We start from the raw sequence: 26,166 nt of genomic DNA on the forward strand, positions 1-26,166 counted from the left end.
GGAAAAGACCCGGAAATCCAAGAGACACAGACAGCCGGCTTTGTCGGCGACATTTCACATAATTTCAGATAATCAGACCAAGAAAAGAACGGGATTACATTGGCAGAATTCATTTATCAGATGATCAACGCCCGCAAGGCCTTCGGCGACCGGGTCATCCTCGACAACGTCACCTTGAGCTTCCTGCCCGGAGCCAAGATCGGCGTGGTAGGTCCCAACGGCATGGGTAAGTCCACCCTGCTGAAGATCATGGCCGGGCTCGAGACCGTCTCCAACGGCGAAGCCAGCCTCACTCCCGGCTACACGGTCGGCATCCTCCAGCAGGAACCCCCTCTGGACGAGAGCAAGACCGTCGGCGAAAACATCGAGATGGCTTTTGGGGACATCCAGCAGAAAGTCCGCCGTTTCAACCAGATCGGCGAAGAGATGGCCAATCCCGACGCTGACTTCGACGCCTTGATGAAGGAGATGGGCGAGCTGCAGACCGAGATCGACGCCGCCAACGGTTGGGATTTGGAAAGCCAGCTGTCCCAAGCCATGGACGCTCTGCAATGCCCCGACCCTGATACCCCCGTGACCGTCTTGTCCGGAGGCGAGCGCCGCCGCGTGGCTTTGTGCAAGCTCCTTTTGGAAGCCCCAGACCTGCTCTTGCTCGACGAGCCCACCAACCACCTGGACGCCGAGTCCATCCTCTGGCTGGAGCAGTTCCTGCATACTTACAAGGGAGCCGTCCTGGCCGTCACCCACGACCGCTACTTCCTGGACAACGTGGCCGAATGGATCTGCGAGGTCGACCGCGGCCAGCTCTACCCCTACAAGGGCAACTACACCACGTACTTGGAGACCAAGGCCAAGCGTCTGGAGATCCAGGGCCAGAAGGACGCCAAGCTGGCCAAGCGGCTCAACAACGAGTTGGAATGGGTCCGCTCCTCCCCCAAGGCCCGTCAGGCCAAGAACAAGGCCCGTCTGGAACGTTACGAGCAGATGGAGCAGGAGGCGCAGGCTTCCAAAAAGCTTGACTTCTCCGAGATCCAGATTCCGCCCGGGCCCCGTTTGGGCTCCAAGGTTCTGGAGGCCTCCCACATCCACAAGGCTTTCGGGGACCGCGTGCTCATCGACGACCTCTCCTTCACCTTGCCCCGAAACGGCATCGTGGGCGTGATCGGCCCCAACGGCGTCGGCAAGACCACCCTCTTCAAGACCATCGTTGGCTTGGAGCCTTTGACTTCCGGCAGCTTGGAAATCGGCGACACGGTCAAGATCTCTTACGTGGATCAGAACCGGGCCGGCCTGGATCCCAACAAGAACCTGTGGGAAGCCGTTTCCGACGGGAATGACTTCATCGAAGTGGGCGGGGTGGAAATCCCCACCCGTGCCTATGTGGCTTCCTTCGGATTCAAGGGTTCCGACCAGCAGAAGCTAACCGGGGTCTTGTCTGGCGGCGAGCGTAACCGCCTCAACCTGGCCCTGACCCTCAAGCAAGGCGGCAACCTCCTTTTGCTGGATGAGCCTACCAATGATTTGGATGTGGAAACCTTGGAAAGCCTGGAGAACGCCCTGATCGCCTTCCCCGGCTGCGCCGTGGTCGTCTCCCATGACCGCTGGTTCCTGGACCGCATCGCCACCCACATCCTCGCTTGGGAAGGCGACGACGAGAACCCGGCCAACTGGTACTGGTTCGAAGGCAACTTCCAGGCCTATCAGGAGAACAAGGTCCAGCGTCTGGGCGAAGAGGCCTCCAAGCCTCACCGTCTGCATCGCAAGCTGACCCGCAGCTGAAATCTCACGGATTTTGTCAGACGGTTTTATCGGATGGCTTCAGCGGACCCTCTCGGGGGCTATGTGGACTAAACTGTCCCCTATGACTTCTGTCAATCCTACGAATCCTACGGATCGGGGCAACGAAAGCAAGGCGGCCCCCATCTCTCCCATCGACCGTATCGTGGGGGTCCTCAAGCTGGGGACCCCCACGACTTCCCTGAATCATACTTATGTCAAAGGGGAAAGCCTTTACTTCCCCACTGGCCGTGTTTATGGCGGTCAGGTCATCGCGCAATCCGTGGTGGCAGCGGCGCGGACGGTCGAAGAAAGTCGTCTGCCTGAATCGATTCATGGCCTTTTCATCACGGCGGGGGATATTGGGCAGGACATTCTTTTCGATGTGGAAAACCTGCGCGATGGCCGTTCCTTCTCTTCCCGCAGGGTCAACGCCACCCAAAGGGACGGAGCCGTCTTCACCGCCATCTCCAATTTTCAGGAGAAGGGCCAGGACGGTTTCCACTATCAAGACCCGATGCCGGACGATCTTCCCGCCCCCGAAAGCCTCCCCTCCATGTATGATCTCATGAGCCCTTATCAGGAAGAGTCTCCCTTCGCCGATTATTACACCAATCAATCCCCTTTCGACATCCGCCATATCACTTCGGTCGTCCTGATGCATCGGGAAAGGGACGCTCAGGCTCGCAGGGACCGCCAGATGGTGTGGATGAAAGCGGATGGCCATGTGGAGGCGGACCAGGTGATCCATCGGGCGCTCCTCGCCCTCGGTTGTGACCAGCTCATGATGGAGCCAATCATCCGCCGCTCAGGCTACAGCTTCCTGGTTCCCGGGATTTCTTTCGCCTCGCTCGACCATTCCATGTGGTGGTATGAAGACATCGACATGAACGATTGGCTGCTTTTCGTGCAGGAAACGCCAAAAGCGGCCCATAGCCGGGGACTGAGCCAGGCTGAGGTCTATGACCGGTCAGGCAGGCTGGTGGCCGCCATGGTCCAGGAGGCCATGGTCCGCATCCCGAATCTGTGATCTGTGGTTCACCTGGGATTCCAGCAGCTGCCAGTGTTCCACAAGCTCGCATTCTGGTAGATCGCATTCCGCCTAATATTCCAGCCGATGAACCTCCATGGATTCGATGAGGTCTTTTCGCCCGATGAAAGTAAAAGACCGGGAGGAGAAGGGCCGGGATACAGCTGTAGCGGATGGAGCAGTAGCGGTCTCTGACGGATATGGTCTCCCCTCTTCGTGACTTTCGCGATTTCCGCGATTCCCGCTGCTCTCGTCAGTCCTCTCCTTGTCGGCAGATGAATCGCCATCGGTCTGTGGCGCGTCATCGGCATGCGAATCGTCATCGGCATATGACTCATCGTCCGCAAGCGAATCAAAAAGAACGGTGGCGGCATCCTGTCCATCGTTGAGGAAGACTTCGCAGACGGTCTCATCCATGAAAATCTCCAGTCGACGAACGGGAGAGACGGACGAAACCATCTCGACCTCATCGATCGGCAGGCCTTCCGTTCTCAGAACGACCCGTCCGGACTCGATTGAGCAAAACAACCGGGCCTTTCCTCTTTGCGCCAGCAGGAAGCGGCAAGGAGCCGAGGAAGCCCCCGTCGGATTTTCGTCAACAGCCATGCGTATATCGGCATAGTAGGGAGCCCCCTCGGTCGAAGCCAAGCACAGGTCATCGTTCGACCCCTTGCTTGTCCCCTCGCCTGAGTTTTCTTTAAGCTCCCCGCCCGACTTCTCGCCAATCTTTTCCCCCGGTCCCTTGCCCCACTGCAGGGACACAGGTTCGGCGATCAGTTCCTCATACACTTCATCCACCGGATGCATATACAGCCTGCCCTCGCGGCACGTCACCTGCCGGGGATAGGTCATGATTCCGTAGGAAGGGCTGGTTTCTTTGCGACGAACGCCATAGTGATCGCTGACCCAACCGATGACGATGCGTCGGCCACGGTCGTCCAAGAAAGACTGGCTGGCGTAGAAGGAATCGCCGAAATCGCACCAATCCGAGTTTTCGACTGAAAGGCGAGGATACCCCTGGCAGTCCTGCAGATGCCCCAGATACCAGCGGACGGGTTGGAAACGGCCATGTCCATCGCGGAAATGCATGAGGGCGCCCATGGCCACGGTATACCCACCCAGGCTGAAGACGTCGGGGCATTCGAAGGTCTTCGAAATCCCCTGCCGATAATCCATCAGGAGGGGACCTTGATAATGCCAGGAAGCGGGGTCATCCAAGGGCTGATCCAAAGAGCAGGAATAGCCCACGATGGCCGGAACCCAGTCCAGTCGCGGGTCCTGACCCGGATCCTCCTGCCAAGCGCAGGTGACGAAGTCCCCGTCATCGCCCCGCATATGGTCATAATCCAGCTTCTCCACCCCTTGGTCCCGGCGGAAAAAGGCGCAATCAACAGGGCGGACGGCGCCGGAGGAAGGGGAGGAGAGAGAGGAAGGGGAGGAAATGCCATTCCCCTCCCCTGACTCAAGAGCGTCGAGAGAGTCAGGCGAAGCGAGAGAGCCAGAAAAAGCGAGAGTGTCGGGCGAAGCGGGAAGATGTGTGGCCACGGCCATCAAGGCGGTCCCGGCAGGAAGCTTCGACCACGCGGACAAGGCGGTCATATCCACCTTGGGGTCGCGAAAGTCCGCCGCCAGACCAGGCAGGTTCCGGGGGACGACCTCCTCCTGCTCGGATACGTGGATTCCGTCCGCGCACAGGCAGGTGGTCTGGTACTCGATCTGATGCTTATCATCCTCCCCTAGCTGTTGGTGCCAGGTCAGGAAAAGGCGGATGGCGCTGGCCTGGCCCCCTAGGCAGGGCCGCCCCTCCTGATCAACGGTCAGCGCGGATCCGGAAAAGGCCCCGCCCCGAAGCAGGGAGTTCCGGTAAATCGCCTCCTGCGGGTCTATGGCCACCGGCAGGTCCACCCAGTGGATCAGATCCTTGCTGACGGCGTGCCCCCAGTGCATCGGCCCCCATTCCCAGCCGAAAGGGTTGAATTGGTAGAAAAGATGATACCGGCCCTGGAAACGGCAGAGGCCATTGGGGTCGTTCATCCACTGGCTGACAGGTTCCATATGGGTCGAAGTCTGCCGGGGGCCATAGGGGGTCAAAGCCTGAATCCCTTTGTCCAACAGGTCGGGGCAGTCGGTCAGGTAGGCGAAAGTCACCTCGACGCCCTGCGCGTGCGCCTGATAAGACCGGGTCGGATCCACGACGGCCGAGCAATGGAAATAGGACGCCAGCGGATTCACGTCGACCGCGACCAAACGCCCTTCCTGCGAGGCGTCCCCCACCGTTTTGACGACGATGCGCGGGGTCTGGCCTTCAGGCAGAAGGTCGGGCTGAACCTTCCCGTAAAAATCGACCCGCCGGTAGTCATCGCTGAAGAAAATCATAGTCTGTTCCTGCATCATTCACCTCCGAACTTCGTTCGTGGTAAAACCGATTCATCTATGCGAAAAAGACGCTATAAAGAAGGATGCCTCTTGCCCTAGAGATTCATCATATTATTTTGCAGCAAGAGGCACCTCCTTGCATAGAGCCTTTGGCCTACCTCATCCTTTCACTCCGGAAGCGGCGATCGAGCTGACGAACTGCTTCTGGAAGAGGACGAATATGATGATCACAGGAACGGTGATGACCGAGCTGTAGGCCATGATCTGCCCCCAGGAAGTCGTCATCTGCTGGAAGTACTGGACGCCGATCATGACCGGCCTCAAATCTTCCGACTGGACCACCATGAGAGGCCAGATGTACTGGTTCCACATCGGCAGGAAGCTCAGGATGACGACTGTAGCGGTCGCGGGGCCGGACAGGGGCATCACGATGCGGGAATAAATCCTGAACCAGCCTGCCCCGTCGACGCGGGCGGCCTCGTCCAGATCCCGGGGAATGGTTTCGAAATACTGGATATAGAGGTAAACGGAGAAAGCGTTCGCGACGAAGGGGATGATCTGCACCCAGAGGGTGTTGGTCCAGCCTTTGGTGAAATAAAGGCCGAACTGGTCGACCTGGGCCTTGGGCAGCTGGTTGACCCACCAGAGCAGGGGGATGGCGTAGGTTTCAAAAGGAACCATGAGGGTCGCCAGAATGAAAGTGAAGATGATCCCTTTCCCTCTGACCTGAAGACGTTGGATGGCGAAGGCCGCCATGGAGTTGACGACGACGCCCAGGGCGACCGTCACCACCGTGATGATGACCGAGTTCAGCAGGAAACGGCCGGCGGGGACCCGGGTGAAAACCTGGGAGTAGTTGTCCATGCTGATATGGCCCACAGGCAGGAAAGCCTTGAGCGAGCCCAGGTCAGACATGATTTCGTCATCGGGTTTGAAACTGGAGACCACCATGAAGATGAGAGGGAAGGCGAAGATGATCGCGAAAAGAATCCTGACGATCCATCCCCAGACGCTGAGATGGTTGCGTTTGTATTCGCTTTTCCTGATTTCGCTGGAAGCCTTCCTCCTGGCCTTTCGGTCGGAGCCGGAGCCAGCGGGCTGAAGTGTTGTTTGAGACATGATAAATCCTTTACTTGTTACCGGAAATGCCTGACTAAGCGTCTCGGGTCATTCGCCGCTGGATTCCGGAGATGATCATGATGATGACGAAGAAGACCAGAGCGATGGCCGATGCGTATCCCATCTCCTGCTGCTGGAAGCCTGAACGCACGGCTTCATACACGACCGTGGTGGTGGCGTCGCGGGGGCCGCCCTGGGTCATGACGTTGATTTGGGTGAACAGGCTCATCGCGGCGATGGTGATGGTGATCAGGATCATGTTCCTGGTGGATCTCAGGCATGGCCAGGTCACGTTCTTGAACTGCTGCCAGGGGGTGCACCCGTCCAGCTCCGCGGCTTCATAGAGTTCCCCGGGAATCGTCTGCAGACCGGAAAGCCAGATAAGCATATGCTGGCCGACAGCCTGCCAGATCGACATGACGATGATGGCCCCCAGGGCGGTTTGCGGGTTGTTGAGCCAGTCAACCGCCTGCCAGTGCCCAAAGGTCAGTTTCGCCATGACCTGGTTCAGCATGCCGTCATTCTGGTAGATGAACATCCACAGGAGGGAGACCACCACCATGGAAGTGATGACCGGCAGGAAGTAGACGGTGCGGAAGAAGACCGAGCTGCGGACCTGCTTATTGATCAATACCGCCAGGAGCAGGCCCAGACCTGCCTGGACAGGGACCACCACGATGGAGAAGATCACGATGTTGCGTAAGGCGTGCCAGAAAGTGGGATCGGAGAAGAGACGGGTGAAATTCTGGATTCCGATGAACTTAGTGGGGTTGGGGCTGATGGTCCTGGCGTTGGTGAAAGAAAGGCCGAAAGCCAGAACCATCGGGATGCCGATGAAAAGAAGAAGGAGGATGCAGGCGGGCAGAAGCATCCCCCACCCGACCGCGTTCTGATGACGGACCTCGTCGGAGACCGTTTTCGTTTTATTCGCTGCTGCCATTTCTACCTCCTACTTGCTGGCTTTCCGGTAATTGTCGGCACCGGCGATATTGCCATCAATGTGGTTGACGGCTTTATTCAGCCAGGAGTCAGTGTCAGCGCCGTTCATGATGTCACCTATGGTCTTCCTGAATTCGGTGGAAATGAAATTATAGGCAGGAGTCGCCGGCCGCATGGTGACGTACTTGCGGGAGATTCTGGTGAAGACCACCATGTCCCCTCCCTTGGCGAACTGCGGGACCATCTGCTGAGCCTTGGCCGTGGCGGGGATGTTCATGCCCGCCTTGGCCATCTGGGCGACGTACTTGTCCTGGAGGGAGAAGCGGATGTAGTCTTCCGCGGCGGCCTTGTTATTGCAGGTCTTCGTCACTCCAACGGTCCAGGACCCGCCGCCGGCGACCGACCCATGGCCGAAATCGGTCAGGGGCATGGCCACGATATCCTTGTAATCCTTGGCGTACTTCTGGAAAGTGCTCATGGACCAGATGCCGCCATAGAGCAGCCCGGACTTGTTGTTGACGAAATCCAGGGCGGTGTCGCTGCCTCCCCGGGAACTGATGTAGCCTTTGACGACCAGCATCCTCATCCAGTTGGCGAACCGGTGGCCGGCCGCGCCGTTCAGATAGCCATCGGAGCTGGTATAGGTCTTCCTGTTGACCAGGTCCCCCCCGAAGGATTGGAGGATGGGGGCATAGGCGTAAGCGTACCATTCGCTTTTATTGTCGGCGGTGCCGATTTCGAAGGGATACTGCCATCTGCCGGTTTTCTTCAGCTTGGCCAGGGCCTGGTTCATCTCGTTCTCCGTCCAGGGCTTGTCCACGGTCGCGATGCGGATTCCCAGCTTCTTCAGAACGGATTTGCGGGCGAACAAGGCCGTGGTGGCGTCAAAATAGCCGACGGTATAGGTCTGATTCCCCCACTTTCCGGTAGCGGAAGGCATCAGGTCTTTGATTCTCCTCGCAAGCGCAGGAGTGGTCAGAGGGGCCAGAATATTGGCCCATGCCCAGTAAGGGGTGTTAGGTTGATCCACGTCGACCATGCAGGGCAGATTCCCTGCGGACGAAGCGGAAACGACGGAATCGTTATAAGAGCTCTGAGGAAAAGCCTGGATCTTCACTTTCGCCTTTCTGCCGGGCCAGGCGTTATAATCGGCGACGATCTTCTGGACCGTCCCCAACTCTCCTTCCGACCCTGCCGTGTGGGTCCATATGGTTATTTCGTTGGCGTTGGATTTGGCCTTGGCCCGTTCCGCTTCACCGCAGGCGGACAAACCGGCGGCGCTGGTCACGGCCATGACGGCCGCGAGCAAGGCGGTCACCGCTCTCTTCGTTCGAAACAGCATCGTAGCCCTTTCGTTATTTTTCTTCCCGCTCTTTACACCACCGTAAACAGCAGTCACTGACTTTGTTATTCATGCTCAATGATGAGATTGAAAGGAAAACCCGCGCGAAACCTTCTTATCCAGAACCCTCGCTGCCAGGTTTTCCACTCCCCACTATATGATGTCAATCGATTGACGTCAACCTGGCGTTTTCCTCTTCCTCTCCCCTTTTCCAGCCGTTTCCAGATCCATTCAAGCGCCGCCGAAGACGATGGACCCCTTTTCGATGAGGGGGCAGGGCAAACGAACCGGACTGGCTGAATCCAGGGGAGGCAGAGGGAGGAAAGGCCCCTTCCGCCCTTCGCGTGAATCACGTCCGCGAATCCGGCCTCCCGCCTTAGGATCAATGAGGCTGATCACCTTGCTGACAGCCCAGTAGCCCATTTCGTAATGCGGCAGACCGATGGTGGTAAGACGGGGGACGAGGGTCTGCGCGAAGACCTGATGGTTATCCACTCCGATGACGCTGACGTCCTTGCCCACGTACAATCCCCGACGCGCGGCCTGAAGGTAGACGTAAAGCGCACGGGCATCGTTAAAGCAGAAAAAGCCATCAGGCTCACAGCGATCCCACAAATCCCCTACGGTCCGATAGTCCCCTTCGTCATTATCCACCGCCACCTCCCACTGGGGGTCAGGGGTCAGCCCCGCCTCCCGCAAAGCCTGATGGTAGCCCCGGCGGCGTCCTTCCTCGGCGATCATCGGTCCTGAACAACCGATGTAGGCGATCCTCCTGCATCCCGCTTCCAGCAGGCGCCGGGTGGCGTCGTAGCCGATGCGGAACTCATCCGGAGAGATGCTGGGGACCCTGTTCCCATCCGCATCCATCGCGTCCACTAAAACGGCTGGGCAGGCACGGATCTCCTGAGGAAGGTGAACATAACGGTTATACATTTTCGCATAGAGGAAACCATCGACCCCATAGCTTTTCAAGGCGTCGATCTCCTCCTTCTCGCTGGATCCGCCATCGGTGTTGACGGTCAGCATGACGTACCCGTTTTGGCTGGCGGCATCCTGCGCCTCCAGGATGAGCCGGCCGGCGAAAGGGGTGGTCGCCACCTCCTCGCTGACGAATCCCAGGATCCGGGTCTTATTCGTTCGCAAGGACCGGGCGAGGGGGTTCGTCTTATAGCCCATTTTCTGAGCGAGCTTGCGGATCCTGACCGCGTCCCCGGCCTTCACCCGCCCGCTGTCTTTACCATTGAGGACCAGGGACACGGTTGATACGGATACTCCCGCCTTCCGGGCTATCTCACGCATAGTAACCATGATTCCACTTTATCGGCTCAGCCTTACCTGGCGACCCTCCGCTTGTTCAGCGAGCGTAAACCATGCACGTCGAAAGAGGCGAAGCACTCCCCGCCATGGACGATTCGCAAACCCGTCTGGCCGGACGAACCGGAGCCATGGGGGTCATCGAAAAGAACCGTGGCGGCCTCTTCCCCATCGTTGAGGAACAGTTCGCATACGGTCCCGTCCATGAAAACCTCCACACGACTGACTGCCGGCAGATCGATGGCCAGGTTCAGGCGATCGGTGGGCAAACCATCGGTGGCCAGCCGTATCCGCCCTTTCCGTCCGAGCAGATGCAGGAGGCAATCCCCTTTGGATGCCAGGATCAGGTCGAAATCGCCGCGGAAGACCGCAGCGTCACCGGTAAAAAGCCGCAGATCCGCATAATAGGACCGCCCGGTCTTCTCAGCAAGATTCCCGTCATCGGCGAAAGCGATCGACGGCCCCAGCAACTCTTCGTAGACTTCTTCCACCGGGTGGCTGATCAGGCGGCCTTGCCGCAGATGCAGCTGACGGGGGTAAGTCATGACGCCGTTGGCGGGACTGGTGGCCGGGTTACGGATGCCGAACCAGTCAGCAACCCATCCGATGGCGATGCGCCGGCCGGAGTCATCCACGAAGGATTGAACGGCGTAATAAGAATCACCGCCATCGCACCAGCCGGACGAAGCCACCCGCATACGCAAGCACCGACCCGCATCGGCCGCCGTGGCGATGTCCCCGACATACCAGCGGACAGGCTGGAAACGACCGCCTCCATCCCTGTAATGCATCAGAGCGCCTATAGCGACCCACCGCCCGTCGAGCTTGAAAAAGTCAGGACATTCATAGGTCTTGGACACGCCATGCCGGTAATCCATCAGCAGAGGGCCGGCGTAATGCCAGCTCCCGGCGCGGGACAGATCGGCTCCTGCGACAGCCGTATAAGCAACGATGGCCGGGACCGATGAATGGTCGGCCTCCCATTCGCCTTTCCGATCCCAAGGGTTTGGGGCGAACCAGCCGCCATCGCCGCTCATATGCTCATCATCAAGGCTTTCCACCCCCTGGGCCCGACGAAAATCCTCCCCGAGCCGGGCGGGGAGATTCGTGGCGGCCACGATCACCGCTCGCCCTCGGGAACCTGCGCCTTTCGGCTCCAGCGCGGTCATATCGACCTTGGGATCGCGAAAATCAGGGGCGAGTCCGGGAGCCTCGTGGCCGATGACCAGGGACGGCTGACTCAGATGGATGCCGTCAAGGCTCAGGCAGGTCGCCTGGTACTCCACCTGATGGGCGGGATCCCCGTTTTTCTCCAGATGACAGGTCAGAAAAAACCGGATGGCATGGGCCCTGTCCCCCGGGCAGGGCCGACCCTGCCCATCAACGGGGATGGCGGAGCCGGAGAAGGCGCCGCCCGCATAAGAGGAATCGGAATATATCTCCGCCTGGGGATCCATGGCGAGAGGAAGATGGGTCCAATGGATCATGTCTTCGCTCACGGCGTGCCCCCAGTGCATCGGCCCCCACTTCCATCCGAAAGGGTTGAACTGATAGAAAAGATGATAACGTCCCTGGAACCGGCAGAGACCGTTGGGGTCGTTCATCCATCGGCAGGGGGGCTCGAAGTGGGTCGCCGTCTGGGAAGGGGGATCCCCCGGGATCCCCGCGCCTTCCCTTGCAGGAGACATGTCGATGAGCCGGATGCCCTTCTCCAGGATATCGGCGCACTCGTTCAGATAGGCGTATGTCACAGTCAGCCCCCGGACTTCAAGCTGATAGGCGGCGCCTTCTTTCAGTTGAGCCCACAGGTGGAAATAGACGTTTTCCGCCGGGGCTTCAAGGAGGGTCCTCTCCCCCGTCGATGAGTCGGTCATGACGATCCGAGGCCGGGGGTCGGCCCCGGGACCGATCCCCGTGGACAAGAGGCTGTTCCGAAGACCGCCATCGCCAGTGTCGGGGCGCTTGTCCACAAGTCCGTAAAAATCGATCCGGCTGTAGTCCCCGCTGGTTATCCGGATGGAAAACCGCGTATAAGCTGCTTTGTGGCTTGGTTGCGACATGATGAATCCTTTAGAAATGAAACGGTAAAGCTCCGGCCGTCGGCGTCCCCTTCGCTGAAGCGGGCGGCCGGATGCGTCAGCGATAAGGACAAGAGTCCCTTTTTATGAGGACGCAGTCGATCACAGTCTGGTGGGATGAGACCATCCTGGCCTTCGCGCCGCTGGGGAAGGTCATCGGAAGTCCTCCCATCCGCTTGCCTTCGATCTGTGAAACCATTGTGTCAACGGCCCAATACCCCATTTCGTAATGCGGCAGTTCCACAGAAGTCAGTCCCGGGTGCAAGGCTTTGATGATCAGAGGCTGATTGTCCACGCTCACGACGGTGATGTCCTTGCCGATCCGGAGCCCCCGCCTTTCAGACTCAGCGTAGATATATGTAGCCCTGATGTCATTGAAGCAGAAAATCCCATCAGGCTTCACGCGGTCGAACAGCTCGGCCGCTCCCCGGACGAGGTCTTCATCCGTATACTCGCTGTACAGCGATGCGCCGGATAGAGCATCCTTCGCAGGAAGGCCGGCCTCCCGCATAGCCTTGAAATAGCCCTCGGCCCTGAGATGTTTGGCTTGGATGTCATCCCTGGTATTGAAGAAAGCTATCCTCTTGCAACCGGCTTTGAGCAAAGCCTTCGTAGAAGAATATCCGATCCCCACCTCGTCGGGGGAAACCGCGGGGCAAACGCCTTTGCGGTCGGAGCCATCGATGATGACGGTCGGGTATCCTTCCAGGCCTTCAGGCAGGTCCACCACCTGGTTGAACATGCAGGCGTAAAGGAAGCCATCGACCCCATAACGTTTGAGAGTGTCGATTTCCTCCCGTTCCAAGGTCTTGTCACCATTGGTGTTCACCGTCAGGATCAGGTAGCCCGCCTGCCTGGCCGCCTCCTGGGCGCCAAGGATGATCCGTCCCGCGAAAGGGGTGGTCGCGATGGAGTCGCTGACGAAGCCCAGGATCTTGGAACTATTGGTCTTGAGGCTACGGGCCATGAGGTTGGACCTGTATCCCATGGACCGGGCCTTGTCCCTGATGGTCTGGGCCAGCGCGGGATTGACCCTTTTCTTGTCTTTGCCGTTCAGGACCAGGGAAACCGTTGCGGCGGAAACCCGAAGCTCGCGGGCTATGTCTTTGATGGTTACCATACGCTCCATTTCCTCCAAGTGTATCAGCCCTTGCAAAAGATACGGTTCAAGAAATCACATGTCCTCCTTCTTCTGCGTCAGGCCGTTTTCAGGGGCCGGGCCTTCTTCGCGCTGGCGGGCGGCGAAACCCGGCAGATGACCAAAAGAGTAGACCACCGCCTGAGCCGAGAAGATCGTCAGGGACAGGCCGAATCCCACAAAGACCCCCGGCCATTGGACGCAGACCCACCCGATCAGGAAGAAGACGGCCAGCAACATGAGGCTGCAGAGAGGCCGGGCGACGACCATGCCCAGGGACGTGCGCAGAATCCACCAGAGGCTTTCCTTGAAGTGGACGAACATCACCCATGATACAGCGCAGAAGAGGAGGAAGGCGACGATGATCACGACGAGAACGCCTGAAACCGCCAGGCCGGCCATGCCTGTGCGAAGGTTCCAGTTCACGACCCAGTAGTCATAGGCCAGAAGGAGCCCCAGACCGAGCTGAAGATACCCGATCGGCTGGGATTTCGCGAGACTGGCCTTCCATTCACGATGGAAGACGGCCCAGGTCTGGCGGACCTTCCATGACCGGTCGTCTTCCAACAACCAGATCCGGTACGTGGCGTTGGCGGCCGCTATGGAAGGGAAGAGGCCGATGATGACGAATCCCATGACCGTATGGACCAGTATGGCCACATTGACCACGAAAACGGTCAGGATCATTCGGCAGAAACGTTCGTACAAGGTCGCGAATTTCGCCATCGTCAGCCTTTGACCGCTCCGAGCATCACGCCCTTGTTGAAGTACTTCTGCAGGAAGGGATAGAGGACGAACAAGGGAACGGTCGCCACGATGATGATGGCGAACTTGATCTGATCCGCCGCCCTGATCTGGTCGAACGTCCCTGCGTTGACGGTACCCGCCGTCTGGTTCACCAGCAGAAGCTGCTGAAGGATGTTCTGCAAAGGCTGCTTGTTCCAGTCGGTCACATAAATCAAACCGGTCATGAAGTCATTCCAGTGCCCGACGAAATAATAGAGGCCGATGACCGCGAGGATGGCGGACGACAGAGGAAGGACGATGCGGATGAAATATCCCATATAAGACAGACCATCCAATTTGGCGGCATCAAAAAGCTCCTCCGGAATGGACGTCTCGAAGAAGGACCGGGCGACGATGACATTATAGACACTGACCGCGCCTGGCAGAATGAACACCCACATCGAATTGAGGATCCCCATCTGCTTGAAAAGCAGATAGTTGGGGATGAGACCGCCGGAGAAAAACATGGTCACCGTGAAAAGGAAAATGATGACGCGGCGCGGCTTCCACTCGGAACGGGAAAGGGCGAAAGCGCAGGGAATCGTCACCACCATGTTGACCAACGTCCCCAGGATGCAATATATCAGCGTGTTCTTATAACCATTCCAGATCTGACCATTCTCGAAGACCTTCCGATAGCCGCCCCATGTGACGCCCTGAGGAAGGAGCTTGACCTGCCCGTTGGCTACGGCGCTGGGATCGGAAACGGATGAGACGAGGACGAACCAGAGAGGATAGATCATGGAGATCACGGTCACGATCAGCAGACCGTAAATGATGATGGTAGCGACCCAATCGGAAGGCTTCTTTTTGTAATGGACCTTCGGATTCCATGGGATGTCGGCCGATTCTGTGGCCGTCGACCTGGCGGCCTGAGGCAGGCGGGAGGGGGCGTCCTTTTCAGGGCCCATCCCCGGTTCCTTCTTTCTTTCGGATGATGTCATTGTTTCTCCCTAGAAAATGCTGGCCTTGGTTACCTTCTTGGACAAGAAGTTCGCCGTGATCAGGAAGAGGAAGTTGATTACCGTGTTGAACAGTCCGATCGCCGTGGAGTAGGAAAACTGACTGTTCAAGATGCCGATCTTGTATGTGTATGTGGAGATGACTTCCGTGGCAGGCAGGTTCAGGGAATTCTGCATGAGGAAGATCTTGTCGAAGCCCACGCCCAGGACGGAGCCCATGCTCAGTATGAAAAGCACGGTCATGGTGGGCATGATGGCGGGGATGTCGACATACCAGATAAGTTGGAAACGACCGGCCCCGTCGATTTTCGCCGCTTCGTACAAGGAAGTGTCCACGGATGACAGAGCGGCCAGATAGATGATGGAATTCCATCCCACATGCTGCCACACCTCGGAAATCCAGTAGACGGCCGTGATCCAGCGCGTGCTGCCCAGAAGGCTTGTGCTGCCGAAGAATTGCCCGAGGATTCCCGACCCCGGGGTCAGGAAGATGTTGAGCATGGAGACGATCACCACTACCGAGATGAAATGGGGCATATAGGTGATGGTCTGCACAAACCCCTTGATTTTCGCGGAAGCGATCTGGTTGATGAGCAAAGCGAGGATGATCGGGGCTATGAAACTCATGACCAGGGTCCACAGGCTGATGCGGATGGTATTGCCCATGATCTCGCCGAACAGGGGGCTCTGGAAGAATTTCAGGAAGTATTTGAAGCCTGCCCAATCGCCTCCGGTGAGACCTTTCTCGGGATCGAATTCGCGAAAGGCCAGCTGGATCCCCCACATAGGGATGTAGGAGAAGACAAGGACGAAGACGAGAGCGGGGGCGGCCATGATCCACAGGTGCCAGTAAAGCCGGAAATGGCGGCCGATCCGCTGTGGTAAAGAGAGTTTGCTTGTGCGTGACATTGATGTCCTTTTGGATGAAGGGACGGGACGGCGGATTGTCGCGTCCCGTCCCTTCGGCGGCGTTTCAAGGCTTATTTGACGGCCTTGTCGTAGGCTTCCTGCCAGATTCTGATATTGTCCTTAAGCCCGAGAGACGGTTCGGAGACCTTCTTCACGTACTCGTCCCATTCCTTATCGACGTTGCCGTTCTGGAACCATGATGCGATCTTGTTGTTCGCATAGTTGGAAATGGAAGTGTTGTTGTCGGAGAGGGTGTCCAGCTGGGCGCTGGTAGGCTGGGTGTAGATCGGGATGACGTCCCTGGTGGGATCGACATGCTTCAAGGCCTCCTCATCGGCCTTATTCGCATCCGTGACCGCATCGGCATTGGTGTCGTTCTTGATGGTGATGGTATCCGGAATCCAGCCGGCGAAACGATCCTGAGCGGAGATCTCACGGGTGTCCACATACTTTTCGTAAACCTTGTCGGAAATCGTGTACGTGCTGCCGCTCTTATTCACATACTTGCCCAGGTCGCCGTAATACTGTTCCACCGAAATCTCCGGGTCGTACATGGCGTTGACCACCTTCCATACGGCCTGCTTATTCGGAGCCTTCCTGGAGACGGTCAAAGCGTAGGCGAATTCGGTCCAATTCTGGCTGTAATCCCATTTGACCTGGCTGTCAGGCATGGAGGCGCTTTCCTTCAGGGGAGGAACGGAAACGTATTGGTTGGAGAGTTTGCCGAAAGCGTTGTTGGCCGTCCAGTCAAAGACGAAACCGGTCAGGGCGGTCTTCCCGTCGCTATTGGTCTGGGCGGTGTACCTGGAACTGTCACGAGTGAGGGAATCCTTGGGAATCAGCCCTTCGCTCTCCAGCTTATGCAGGTACATGATGCTCTTTTTCAACGCGTCACTGGTGTAATAGCTTTTGACCTTGCCGTTCTGCACATAGTAGCCCTGACCGGAAGCGGACGACCCCATGAAATTGGTCGCCACTCCGGAGGAGTTCATAAGGGTCAGAGGCGACCAGATGCCGAAGTTGAGGCCATGGATGTTCATAGGGACCTCGTCCGCTTTGCCGTTGCCGTTGGGGTCTTTGGTCTTGAAGGCCTTGAGCACGTTCTCCAGCTCGTCCCAGGTCGCAGGCATCTTCAGACCCAGTTTGTCCAGCCATTTCTTGTTGATGAACATATGGGTGGCGGAAACGCGGTATCCTTTGCCTCGATCGGAAGGAAGGATCTGGATCTTTCCATTATCCTCCACCATCTTGCGCACGATCGGCTTGGCGGCGAAAAACTTCCTGACATTGGGAAGTTTGTTGAGAGAAGGCTCGATGTCTTCGAATTCCGAAGAATACTTGGAGATATCGGTCTTGTCATAAAGAGCCAGGCCGATATCGGGGAAATCGCCGGCGGCCATCTTGGCGGCTTTCTGCTGGCCCCAGGCGTTATCGGTGATCTCCGTCCATTGGATATGGCATTTGCAACGGGTTTCCAGCTGCTTCGCCCATGCCGTATCCGCGAGCTTCTGAGTGGTCGTATTCCGACGAACGGTGATGCGGACGATAGGCTTGCCGTCCGCATCAGTGGCCGAAGCTCCGGATCCGCCACATGCGGCGAGGCCGATGGTCATGGCGCCCGCGCAAGCGATCGCGATGAGTCTGCCGATACCACTCTTTCTATGCGTTTGAACCATTTTCTTCCTTTCGTATGACTCCCCGGTCATCACTGACCGGCTCCGTCATCGATTGACTATTCCGGGCTATTGAACCGCCCGATTGACATTATCGTGTGTTAAACGTTTAACGTCAAACGTTTAACACACGGCGTGTCGTGAAAATGGCGCAAACGGATGATCAACGTGCTCAGGCGCTTGGAAAGGAATCAGCGAAGCTCATCTTCGTTTCCCGGTCGCCTCCGTTTGCCGGCGGGAAAGCCCTTGGAAAACCCTTGCGCGGAAAAACCTTCCCAACGAAGCGTCGGGCGATTTCCTCATAAGTTTCCGTACTAGGATGAAGGCCATCAACCAGGGCGAGTCTCTCCACGTCTTCCGGCCCGAAGAGTTCCAGACCGTTTAAATAGGCAATATTCTCACCGCGAATGCGCCGTCTCCGGACGACCCTTTCGACTAAGAAGCGTGATTGCCCCAATGTCATGGCTCCTTTGGCTATGTCAGCTTTGTCCCCATAGCAGTAGCAGGTCATGGTTCCGTCCTCATGAAAACGGATGTCAGCGGGCCCTGGGACATCGTCGCTTCCCGGCCAGTAGATGGATGACACCAGCAGGATCGGAGTATCGGGATGACCCTGCCGTATGATGTCCAGGAAGCCATGAAGCGCAGGTTCGAAAACCCGCCGGTCCATGGCTCTCTCCCCGACGATGTTGACCCCGCAGGAGATGGAGATGAAATCGGCGTCAGTCTGGGCTATCGCTCGCGCCACAAATGGATCCAGCATGCATTGACCGGAGAAGCCCAGGTTGGTAACTTCGATGTCCACCTGGCAGGCTGCCGCGACCGGCCAGACGGACAAAGGCGTTTCCGCCTGGTAGCAGTCGCTGATGGAACTCCCATGATGGATCCATGCAGGGCGACCTGATTCAGGTGCAGGGGAAATGGGAGCATCGACCTGCAGATAAAGAAGTTCAGTGGAAAAAGACTGGGGCAGCCAAATCGTGACCGTTTTATCCCCCTGTGGTAAATCAGAAAAAACCACACGGGATTCCTCGCTGATCCGCGTCAGAGAAACCAGATTCCCCTCTTCATTGATAACCCGGATGATGTTGACCGGGGCAGGCACATCAGCGAACTTTCGGCCATCTACTGTGCAGGAAAATCGTTTTTCCTCCGGAGGCCCGCCTTCGAAATCGGTTCTGGTACAACGGACCCCCAGACTGACCCTTCGCGCTGTTATGCGGAAGGCAAGGCGAATCCCAGATCCGCCGCAGACCACAGATTTGACGGACTCATACATGAATTCAGCGAATTGGCCGAAAGCCTGTCGAGGAAGGCGGATTGGCATAAGACCAGGCTTGCCGCCATTCTCCCCTTGAGTCGGGATGACATCCAAGGCGCCAATCAGACGAACCGGGGTTCCATCAGGAAGAGCGATGATTTTGCTTGTTTCCCGCATCTTTCCCATCGATTTCCTCCTATGCCAACTGTTTTCCGAGAAAATCAGCCGCGTGTTCGGTAACAAACTCCCTGTCAGGGACGGAAGCCCAGCCATGATCGGCGTCTTCACGCACCAGCAAAACAGCCTGCTCGCCCCACATGTCTTTATACCTCCGAGCATATGAAAGCGGGACGAAATCCCTGGTCCCATGCATGAGCAGAACTTTCCCCTTAAACGGCTGCGCACGCCGATAAACATCAATCGAGGATGCGTCATCCACCATGGCAGGGCCCATCTTCATCCCCATGAAATCAAAAGACTCCCCAGCCTTGAAATTCGGCAATGGTTTACCTTGGATAAAGCCGGAAGCGATTTCATCGACGAAGAAGGCGGCGGTTGAACACATGACCATGGCCTTGACGGGAATCTCACTTTCGGCAGCCACGATGCTGCAGATGACCGCGCCGAGGCTAAGCCCACCGAGGGCGATTCGATCCTTATCCACATAAGGCAAATCCGCAACAGCTCGTAAAACCTGGCAACCTTGGCGAACATCCTTGGAAACACTTGTATCAAAGAATTCACCATCGCTCTCCCCATGACCCGCGCGATCGTAGGTCACAACTACCAATTCGCGAGCAGCGAGTGCCTTAGCCATTTGCACAATGAAACAGGAAACATCCACACGGTTTCCGCCGAATCCATGAAAAAGCACTGCTGCGGGATAAGACTGGCCTTCGTCAATGCCTCCTTCTGGCTCATAAACGGCTCCTCGAAGGGTCTCGCCTTCCACTTCACAAGAGAACGGACGCAGCTTCATTTTTCATCCTCCTTTCTGGAAATCAGAATATCTTGATCCGCTTCCTTCGCGTTGTCCTTGCGCTCTTCATCGAAAGTGTTGATCGCATCCTTGTGGAATCCGAGCCAGCCGATGAAGAAGCCGACTGCCGCGAGAACGGTGACGCAGATGTAAAGAGCGTTGATGTTCAGGGCGAGGAGGGCAGGGGTGACAGCGCTCAGAATGGCTGCTATCAGCCGAGAGACTGCATAGATGGCTCCCTGAGCGCTACCTCGGAGCATGGTTGGGAAGGATTCCTGCGTCCACACCTTCATGATGGTCTCGTAACAGAAAGCGCCGGCAAAGGTTGCGATATAAGTCAAAGCCGCGAGGGAGTAGATATTGAATCCAAAAATCACGGGAATCGCGATGGAGAAGGTGACCAAGACAGATCCAATGACATAATAGGGCATGCGCCATTGAGTATCGGTCACGGCCATGAACCAGGCGGCGCCGACGATGGCGAGAGGCATATCGACCAGGGTGACGGCAGAATAGGTGGACACAGAGATATGGGCGATATTGTAAGCCACGTAGGTACCAAAGCTGGAAGCGAGAGTGATGGAAATGCCGACTAGGGCGTAATAGATGACTAAAGTCAGGAAAGGTTTACGATAAGGCTTCTTGAAAAGATCGGACAAAGCGGCGTTGTCCGCTCGCTCAGTGTGAACGCCAGCGGCCTTCTCCGCATGGGCCCGGAGCCAGGAATCGGTTTCTGGAATAGTCAGACGAAGCAGAAGGGTGATGACTGCGACTGCGCCGAAGGCGGCGAAAATGATTTTGCCGCCGAATACTCCAGCGTTGCCAAAGAAGATTCCCAGCAGGACTGACATCAGAATGCCAAAGCCGCCAAGCAGGTTGGAGAACACCAGGATCTTTCCACGGTTTTTATCTTCAGCGGTCTCCGAAATAGTCGCCAAGGCCACAGGTAGGTCAGCGCCGACACCAATGCCCAGCAACAAAATTGCCGGGAGTAAAAACCCGAAACCGGTGTTGAACAAAGGAAGGAAAGATCCAATGACGATAATGCCCATAGTGATGGTGAAGATATGACGACGACCAAAGCGATCCCCTAGACGACCTCCGAGGAGCGAACCGATGGCGACGCCGATAGTCAAAGAAGCGGTCAGGAATCCGACCTGATTACCGGTCAGACCGCCCTTCTGGAAAAGAACAAGAGCAGTGGCCACACCAGTGATGGCTGCTTGATCGACGAAAGTAGCCATGCCACAAACGAAACCGACCCACCATGGGTTTGGTTTGCGCTGGATTTGCGCGTTTGGACTAGTAGAAGACATCTTTATCCTCCAGATATGTTTTCCCATTCCCCGCATCCATGCGAAGGGAATGACTTGATTCTTGAAATTGAGATTTTGCCTGAATACTTGTTGAATCGCGCCAACCGTTCATCGTCGATTTTCTGTTTACGGCTACTGCGATTCCCACGTTGATATTTGTAAAAAAGCTATCCTTGGGTTGAGGTTGTGGCCGCCTCCTTCCGTTTGAGCAAGCTCTCCTTGATCCCTTGACACAGGAAATCCAAGGCGTGCAAAGATTCCGGCAGTTCAGGGGTTGGATACCAATTGAAGAAACCGTGCAGCATTCCGGCCGCCTGGTACGAGTGCGTTGGAATTCCTTCTGCTTTCAAAGCCCTGTCGAAAGCGAAAGTCATACCCGCAAGGTCATCCCATTGGCAAGCTATGAGCCAAGCGGGCGGGAAATTCGACAAATCCCCTTGACCAGGGATAACCAAGCCCCGATCCTTTTCCAAAACCACGGAATCCAACCCACAGTAGTCCCGATACATGGTGAGGCAATCCTGGTCCGTGAAGCGCAAAGGGTCTGGAAGCAAAGCAGCCAGTCGGTTTTCATAATCGCCTTCCAGACTGGCCAATCTGCAGAAGAGCCCATAGACGCTGAAAAAACCCTGCGGACTTTTCAGCCTGGTCTGGCCAGCTAGTCTGTCCTGATTGATTTTCAGACATGCGGCCGCTGCCAAATTCGCTCCCGCACTTGCCCCTCCAAGAAAGAATGACACCTCTTGGCTCAAGTTGCCAAGCTCATTTTTGCTTAAAGAATCACCAGCCCACAGCCATGCGGAAACCACTTGCTCCAACGCTTGCGGGAAGAGTCCTTCCTCTGCGTCCAACCGGGACAAGGCGTAGTCAAGATTGAGGCAGCTGATTCCGGTGCGATCACAAATTTCCGCGCAAACAGCATGAGCTTCCGGCCAGAGTGGCGAGCCTTGGCTGAAGCCACCTCCATGGAGCCATAGCAAAAGGGCGTCTCTCGACCCCTTGCGTCGCTCATGTACTGGACGGTAAAGTTTCGCAGATACGGATGACAAACCCCTCTCCCCCGGAATACGGATGTCGGATATCTCCACCGACTCAGGACTGTTCCACTTACCTGCCGACCGCATAAAATCATCAGGAAGACTTCTTCCAGTGGGATCATTCTTATAGATTTCTACCATTTTCCTGGCAAAGAAAGGCGCGAGACCAAGAGAAATCCAGTCTTGTTCCCTGGAGGTATCCATCACGTCATTCACTGCCATAGTCCTGACTTTCGTGTCTACAGCTTTGCTAAATGCTTTTAGCAAAGCTAAGAACCATTATAGCATACATAATTGGAATTGTCAAAAAGAGTCACATACGAGGGACCGCGACGGAATTCCCTTCGATCAAAGGCATGGAAATCAGAATGCGCCTTCCCGACGAAGATGTCAGCCTTGTCTTGTCTTTCCCCAACAAAGCCCTGACGGCCTCGGTACCGAGCAATTGATGCGGTAGCTGAAAAGAGGAAATCTGAGGTACCGCGGCCTGGGCCAGCTCACTGCCATCAAAAGAGACAAGTGAGATATCCTCAGGGACGCGAATCCCTTGGGACCATAAGGCCTGGAAAACACCCACAGCCAGTTCATCATTCGCGCAAATAATCGCTGTCGGCAGCTGTCTCCACCCGCAAACCTCCCGGCCAATCGTACGCCCGCTTTTAATATCCCATTCATCACTAGTTATAAGCTTCCACAAAACATGACCAGCTTGCGCCATGCTTTCCTCAATCCCAGCGAGACGTTCCTGTAACGCCAGGGAATCCATGCCTTTCCAAATCCTCCCCTGGTAAACGCCTCGAGAGAAATTTCCAGCGAAAGCGATGCGATCCGTATGCCCATGGTCAAGTAACAGTCGCGCAGCATCCCGGCCCGCCTGCTCCTCATCCGGAAGAATCGAGACCAGGCTAGGATGACTATCATCGACACAATTCAGGAGCACCAGAGGAACCGTGGAAAGAATGTCGGGAACTTTGACTCGCCTTGTGAACATGGTGGCGAAAACAATCCCATCGACCTGCCGATCCAAGAAGGACTGAGCCAGCTGAGTCTCAAGTTTTTCGTCACCTTTGTAATCCGCAGCCATCAAGAGCTTACGGAATTCCCTTGACTCGTCAATCGCGCCGGAAATCATGGCGTTAGCGTGGGAAGTGGAAACTAGGTAATCAGAAAGGAGACCGATGACTTCGGATTTCCCCGTGCGCAACGTCCGAGCAAGAGGATTTGGACGGTAGCCCATTTCCCTTGCGATCTTTTTCACCCTGGTCGCTGTTTCTCGCGAAATCCGTTGGTCATCGCGCCCGGACATGATGAAAGACGCTGTAGTCAGGGATACGCCTGCGGCTTGAGCCAGCTGGGATAGCGTCACTTTGCCATGCGAAGGCCGCTTATGATGCGTCCCCTTCCCCTTATCCTCCACCATCTAGCTCCTGGGCGCGATGACGTTGGCGAAGTGGTTGGCCCCCATCGTCGAGGATTCGGGCAGGAAGGCAGGGTCATCCGGGTCCATCTGGGGATCAGGAACCGTATGGACCTCCACCGGGGTGTCGGGGAAGATCTCCTTCCCTTTGCCGGCGTTGTCGCGGATCAAGGCTGCGAAGGAAGCGTCGTCATGGAAGACGACCATATTGGAGTCATCCAGGAAGGCGGCGATTTCGCCGAAAGTCGGATAGTCCAGATTCTCTTTCGCGGCGGTGACGGCGGACGAAAGGGCGGATGAAACCGTGGGAGCATCTCCCCCCATCGTCTTGGCAGAAGGGCCTCCGGCAGCCAGGACCGGTGCGGCTGGCATAGTGCTCGACCCGCCCAAGTCGCGGGCCAGAGCCTCCCACCCCCGATAGGCCACGAAAGCATCCTTGCGGCTGTTCGACCGCCCGAAGACCCGGCTGACATACCAGGCCCGGGGATCGCAAGTGACGTCTTTGAAAGCCTGGTTTTTCTTCCAATTGGAAGCCTTACGAACTTTGACGATGGGGGTCGCCTGCGGGGTGACGATGCGGTCCAAGACCAGTTTGCGCAGCCTGGTCCACAAATCCCGGGCGTCCTTGAAGCGACGGGCGTTCCCAGAACCATCGGCGGACCGGCGGGAAGCGTACTGGCACAAAGCGGACAGGTGAACGACGGTCATCTCCCCCGACAGGGAAGCCTTCTGCGAATCCTGTGGTTCCCGAGAATCCCCCGAATCCGCGGAATCCTGCCAATCCTGCGGAAAATCAGCGAAATCCTCGACCGTTAACCGGTTCCCTTCCAATAAGTCGGCCACATCAAGGAAGACATTGGGCCGGTCCTTCAGGAAACGGTCGGCGCCCAGGGGGTACTGCTCCTGCGGAGGATAGGTGTGCAAAAGGGCGGCCGGGGAATCAGAGCCGACAGTGGAGTCATATACATAAAGCGAGATGGGTTTGCTTCCCTGGCTGGGGGATGTGGGAACGCGCAAGAGATAATGCGTCATAGGGCACCTTTCACAACATCGTGGCTTGAATCACCGTCGCCAGCGCAGCCACTTCCAGTGTAGCATGAAGACGCCGCCGGGCCCGGCGGCCTTTGGCGCTTCGGTGGTTCGGCGCTTCGGCCGTCAGCGGTCCCTCCCCTCCTGAGCGGCCACGGGCGGCTGATAGGAACGAAGGGGATCCTTACCCTTCTGAGACGGATTCTCCGGCCCATCCTCAGGGGGACGCTGGCACCAATGCTCGCCGATGATGCCGAAGACCACATCCAGCAGGCAGACCACCACGGCCGAGGCGCACTGGATGACGGCCGTCCGGTAATAGTCCAGCTGGATCCGGGGTAAGGCCATGACCAGCTGTCCCGCGTACCAACCAGCCAGGCCGGAGCACGACAGGCTCAAGGCTTTGCTCATGATCAAGGCGTTGACGGCGACGTTGGGGTTGATCTCCTTGCGGTCCCCCCGGGTGTAGCGCCGGACCTGGTAGGCGAAGAGAAGGATGACCAGGCCGGTGACGAAAAGGATGACCAGGATGTACCAGGGCACTCCCAGCAAAGAGACCCCTGACCGTTCGGTGATGAATTCCAGGACCCCTCCCGCCAGAAGACCGATCAGGAAGATGATGACGAAATACCACCATGGGGTGAAACGCGCTTTCATGCTGTACCTCCCAGAATCCACACGTCGGAGACCCTCGTGACCGCATCCCGGTCCGGGGCCCGCCGAAGCAAATCGATGATCGGCCCTCCATGCTCCCCCGGCAAGACGGCCTCGGGAGCGATGTCCGCCCAGGGGGCCAGGACGAAAGCCCGCTGCCAGGCGCGGGGGTGGGGCAAGGTCAGGTGAGGGTCCTGTCTGACCTGGCCATCGTAATCGATGATGTCCAAATCCAAAGGCCGCGATCCCCAATGCACTTCGTGACTGCGCCCATGAGCGGATTCGATCAGCTGGAGGGAAGACAGGAGCGAGTCGGGAGTATGGACGGTCTGCAGCAGGACGATGGCGTTGGCGAAATCGGGCGTGCCGTCGGGCATCCCCCAGGGCCGGGTGCCATACAGGGGCGAGATGCCGGTCACCTGATTGCCCGGGATGGCGTCCAGGGCGACCACGGCTGAGCGCAAAGTCTGTTCTTTGTCCCCCAGATTGGATCCCAGGGAGATGACGGCCTGATGGATTGTCTCCTCTTGATGGCCTTTTCCCCGGTCTTCCTGCCGGTCCGCCTGGCCATTCCCGCTTGTTGCGCCGCTGGATTCCTCGCCGCCCGCCGCACTGGCCTGACCTCCAGCCTCGCTGGCCGCCGCCTCGCCGGCTTCGGAGATCCCGGTCCTCTGGTTGCGCTCGATGGTCACGCTGACGTCATCGAAATCCACGGCTATGGGGGCATGCGGCTTATGGACGGTCACGCGGACTCGGTTCACCCGGTAGGAAAGGAGGACGGAATCGGCTATTTTCTGGGCCAGACGCTCGATCAGATCCACATGCTCCCCTTGGACCACGGACACGATCCGGTTGGCGATCTGGTCATAGCTGACGGTATCGGCCAAGTCATCGCTGCGGGTGGCGTCGGACAGGTCCAGGTACAGGGTCACGTCGATGATGAATTCCTGGGGCTCCTCATGCTCGGCTGCCAGAACCCCATGCCGACCCTGAACATGCAATCCGGTGATGGTGATCTTATCCATGTTCCT

General features: G+C 57.2%; 21 protein-coding genes. 2 read left to right on the forward strand and 19 right to left on the reverse strand.

Annotated elements, in window-relative coordinates; all coding sequences use genetic code 11:
• Nucleotides 1–99 precede the first annotated feature (99 nt).
• Both ettA and PSDT_RS05590 read left to right on the forward strand, forming a co-directional pair.
• Nucleotides 100–1,779 carry an energy-dependent translational throttle protein EttA gene (gene ettA, locus PSDT_RS05585; protein ID WP_006288911.1) on the forward strand — a complete coding sequence of 560 codons (1,680 nt, stop codon included), beginning with the start codon at nt 100–102 and terminating at the stop codon, nt 1,777–1,779.
• Nucleotides 1,780–1,861: 82 nt separating this feature from the next.
• Nucleotides 1,862–2,806, forward strand: coding sequence for an acyl-CoA thioesterase (locus PSDT_RS05590; RefSeq protein ID WP_006288910.1), 945 nt, complete (start codon nt 1,862–1,864; stop codon nt 2,804–2,806).
• 72 nt (nt 2,807–2,878) lie between these two features.
• Here the strand turns inward: PSDT_RS05590 and PSDT_RS05595 are convergent, their stop codons facing one another.
• The 19 genes from PSDT_RS05595 to folK all read right to left on the reverse strand — a co-directional run bounded on the left by PSDT_RS05595 (nt 2,879) and on the right by folK (nt 26,160).
• Nucleotides 2,879–5,200, reverse strand: coding sequence for a glycoside hydrolase family protein (locus PSDT_RS05595; protein WP_006290254.1), 2,322 nt, complete (start codon nt 5,198–5,200; stop codon nt 2,879–2,881).
• A 141-nt stretch (nt 5,201–5,341) separates the two neighbouring features.
• A complete protein-coding gene (locus PSDT_RS05600; protein WP_006288908.1) occupies nt 5,342–6,301 on the reverse strand; it encodes a carbohydrate ABC transporter permease in 960 nt (319 codons plus the stop codon).
• Nucleotides 6,302–6,335: 34 nt separating this feature from the next.
• Nucleotides 6,336–7,241, reverse strand: coding sequence for a carbohydrate ABC transporter permease (locus PSDT_RS05605; protein ID WP_006288907.1), 906 nt, complete (start codon nt 7,239–7,241; stop codon nt 6,336–6,338).
• 9 nt (nt 7,242–7,250) lie between these two features.
• The gene (locus PSDT_RS05610; RefSeq protein ID WP_006290253.1) at nt 7,251–8,582 is read right to left on the reverse strand and encodes a sugar ABC transporter substrate-binding protein; all 1,332 of its coding nucleotides are present in this window, start codon (nt 8,580–8,582) and stop codon (nt 7,251–7,253) included.
• Between the two features lie 231 nt (nt 8,583–8,813).
• The gene (locus PSDT_RS05615) at nt 8,814–9,890 is read right to left on the reverse strand and encodes a LacI family DNA-binding transcriptional regulator (protein ID WP_006290252.1); all 1,077 of its coding nucleotides are present in this window, start codon (nt 9,888–9,890) and stop codon (nt 8,814–8,816) included.
• Nucleotides 9,891–9,913: 23 nt separating this feature from the next.
• Complete coding sequence (locus PSDT_RS05620; RefSeq protein WP_006290251.1) at nt 9,914–11,956, reverse strand: glycoside hydrolase family protein; 2,043 nt, start codon at nt 11,954–11,956, stop codon at nt 9,914–9,916.
• A 76-nt stretch (nt 11,957–12,032) separates the two neighbouring features.
• Complete coding sequence (locus tag PSDT_RS05625; RefSeq protein ID WP_048349428.1) at nt 12,033–13,094, reverse strand: LacI family DNA-binding transcriptional regulator; 1,062 nt, start codon at nt 13,092–13,094, stop codon at nt 12,033–12,035.
• 54 nt (nt 13,095–13,148) lie between these two features.
• The gene (locus PSDT_RS05630) at nt 13,149–13,838 is read right to left on the reverse strand and encodes a YesL family protein (RefSeq protein WP_006288902.1); all 690 of its coding nucleotides are present in this window, start codon (nt 13,836–13,838) and stop codon (nt 13,149–13,151) included.
• A 2-nt stretch (nt 13,839–13,840) separates the two neighbouring features.
• Entirely contained in the window at nt 13,841–14,809 is a 969-nt protein-coding gene (locus PSDT_RS05635) for a carbohydrate ABC transporter permease (RefSeq protein WP_006288901.1), read from the reverse strand.
• Between the two features lie 42 nt (nt 14,810–14,851).
• On the reverse strand, nt 14,852–15,769 hold the full coding sequence (locus PSDT_RS05640) for an ABC transporter permease (RefSeq protein ID WP_006290249.1): 918 nt from the start codon (nt 15,767–15,769) through the stop codon (nt 14,852–14,854).
• Between the two features lie 71 nt (nt 15,770–15,840).
• A complete protein-coding gene (locus PSDT_RS05645; protein ID WP_006288899.1) occupies nt 15,841–17,445 on the reverse strand; it encodes a type 2 periplasmic-binding domain-containing protein in 1,605 nt (534 codons plus the stop codon).
• 169 nt (nt 17,446–17,614) lie between these two features.
• On the reverse strand, nt 17,615–18,889 hold the full coding sequence (locus PSDT_RS05650; RefSeq protein ID WP_006290247.1) for an SGNH/GDSL hydrolase family protein: 1,275 nt from the start codon (nt 18,887–18,889) through the stop codon (nt 17,615–17,617).
• Between the two features lie 10 nt (nt 18,890–18,899).
• Nucleotides 18,900–19,682 carry an alpha/beta hydrolase family protein gene (locus PSDT_RS05655; RefSeq protein ID WP_006290246.1) on the reverse strand — a complete coding sequence of 261 codons (783 nt, stop codon included), beginning with the start codon at nt 19,680–19,682 and terminating at the stop codon, nt 18,900–18,902.
• Nucleotides 19,679–21,025: an MFS transporter gene (locus tag PSDT_RS05660; RefSeq protein ID WP_223293547.1), complete on the reverse strand. Its 1,347-nt coding sequence runs from the start codon at nt 21,023–21,025 to the stop codon at nt 19,679–19,681. Before PSDT_RS05660 ends, PSDT_RS05655 begins: the two co-directional genes overlap by 4 nt.
• 140 nt (nt 21,026–21,165) lie before the next feature.
• Nucleotides 21,166–22,257, reverse strand: coding sequence for an alpha/beta hydrolase (locus PSDT_RS05665; RefSeq protein WP_006290243.1), 1,092 nt, complete (start codon nt 22,255–22,257; stop codon nt 21,166–21,168).
• Between the two features lie 91 nt (nt 22,258–22,348).
• Nucleotides 22,349–23,455 carry a LacI family DNA-binding transcriptional regulator gene (locus PSDT_RS05670; RefSeq protein WP_006288894.1) on the reverse strand — a complete coding sequence of 369 codons (1,107 nt, stop codon included), beginning with the start codon at nt 23,453–23,455 and terminating at the stop codon, nt 22,349–22,351.
• On the reverse strand, nt 23,456–24,484 hold the full coding sequence (locus PSDT_RS05675; RefSeq protein ID WP_006288893.1) for a hypothetical protein: 1,029 nt from the start codon (nt 24,482–24,484) through the stop codon (nt 23,456–23,458).
• A 123-nt stretch (nt 24,485–24,607) separates the two neighbouring features.
• Complete coding sequence (locus tag PSDT_RS05680) at nt 24,608–25,138, reverse strand: DUF3180 domain-containing protein (protein ID WP_006288892.1); 531 nt, start codon at nt 25,136–25,138, stop codon at nt 24,608–24,610.
• Entirely contained in the window at nt 25,135–26,160 is a 1,026-nt protein-coding gene (gene folK, locus PSDT_RS05685; protein ID WP_006288891.1) for a 2-amino-4-hydroxy-6-hydroxymethyldihydropteridine diphosphokinase, read from the reverse strand. Before folK ends, PSDT_RS05680 begins: the two co-directional genes overlap by 4 nt.
• Between the last annotated feature and the right edge of the window lie 6 nt (nt 26,161–26,166).

It is taken from the genome of Parascardovia denticolens DSM 10105 = JCM 12538 (assembly GCF_001042675.1).
GTDB classification, from domain to species: Bacteria; Actinomycetota; Actinomycetes; order Actinomycetales; family Bifidobacteriaceae; genus Scardovia; species Scardovia denticolens.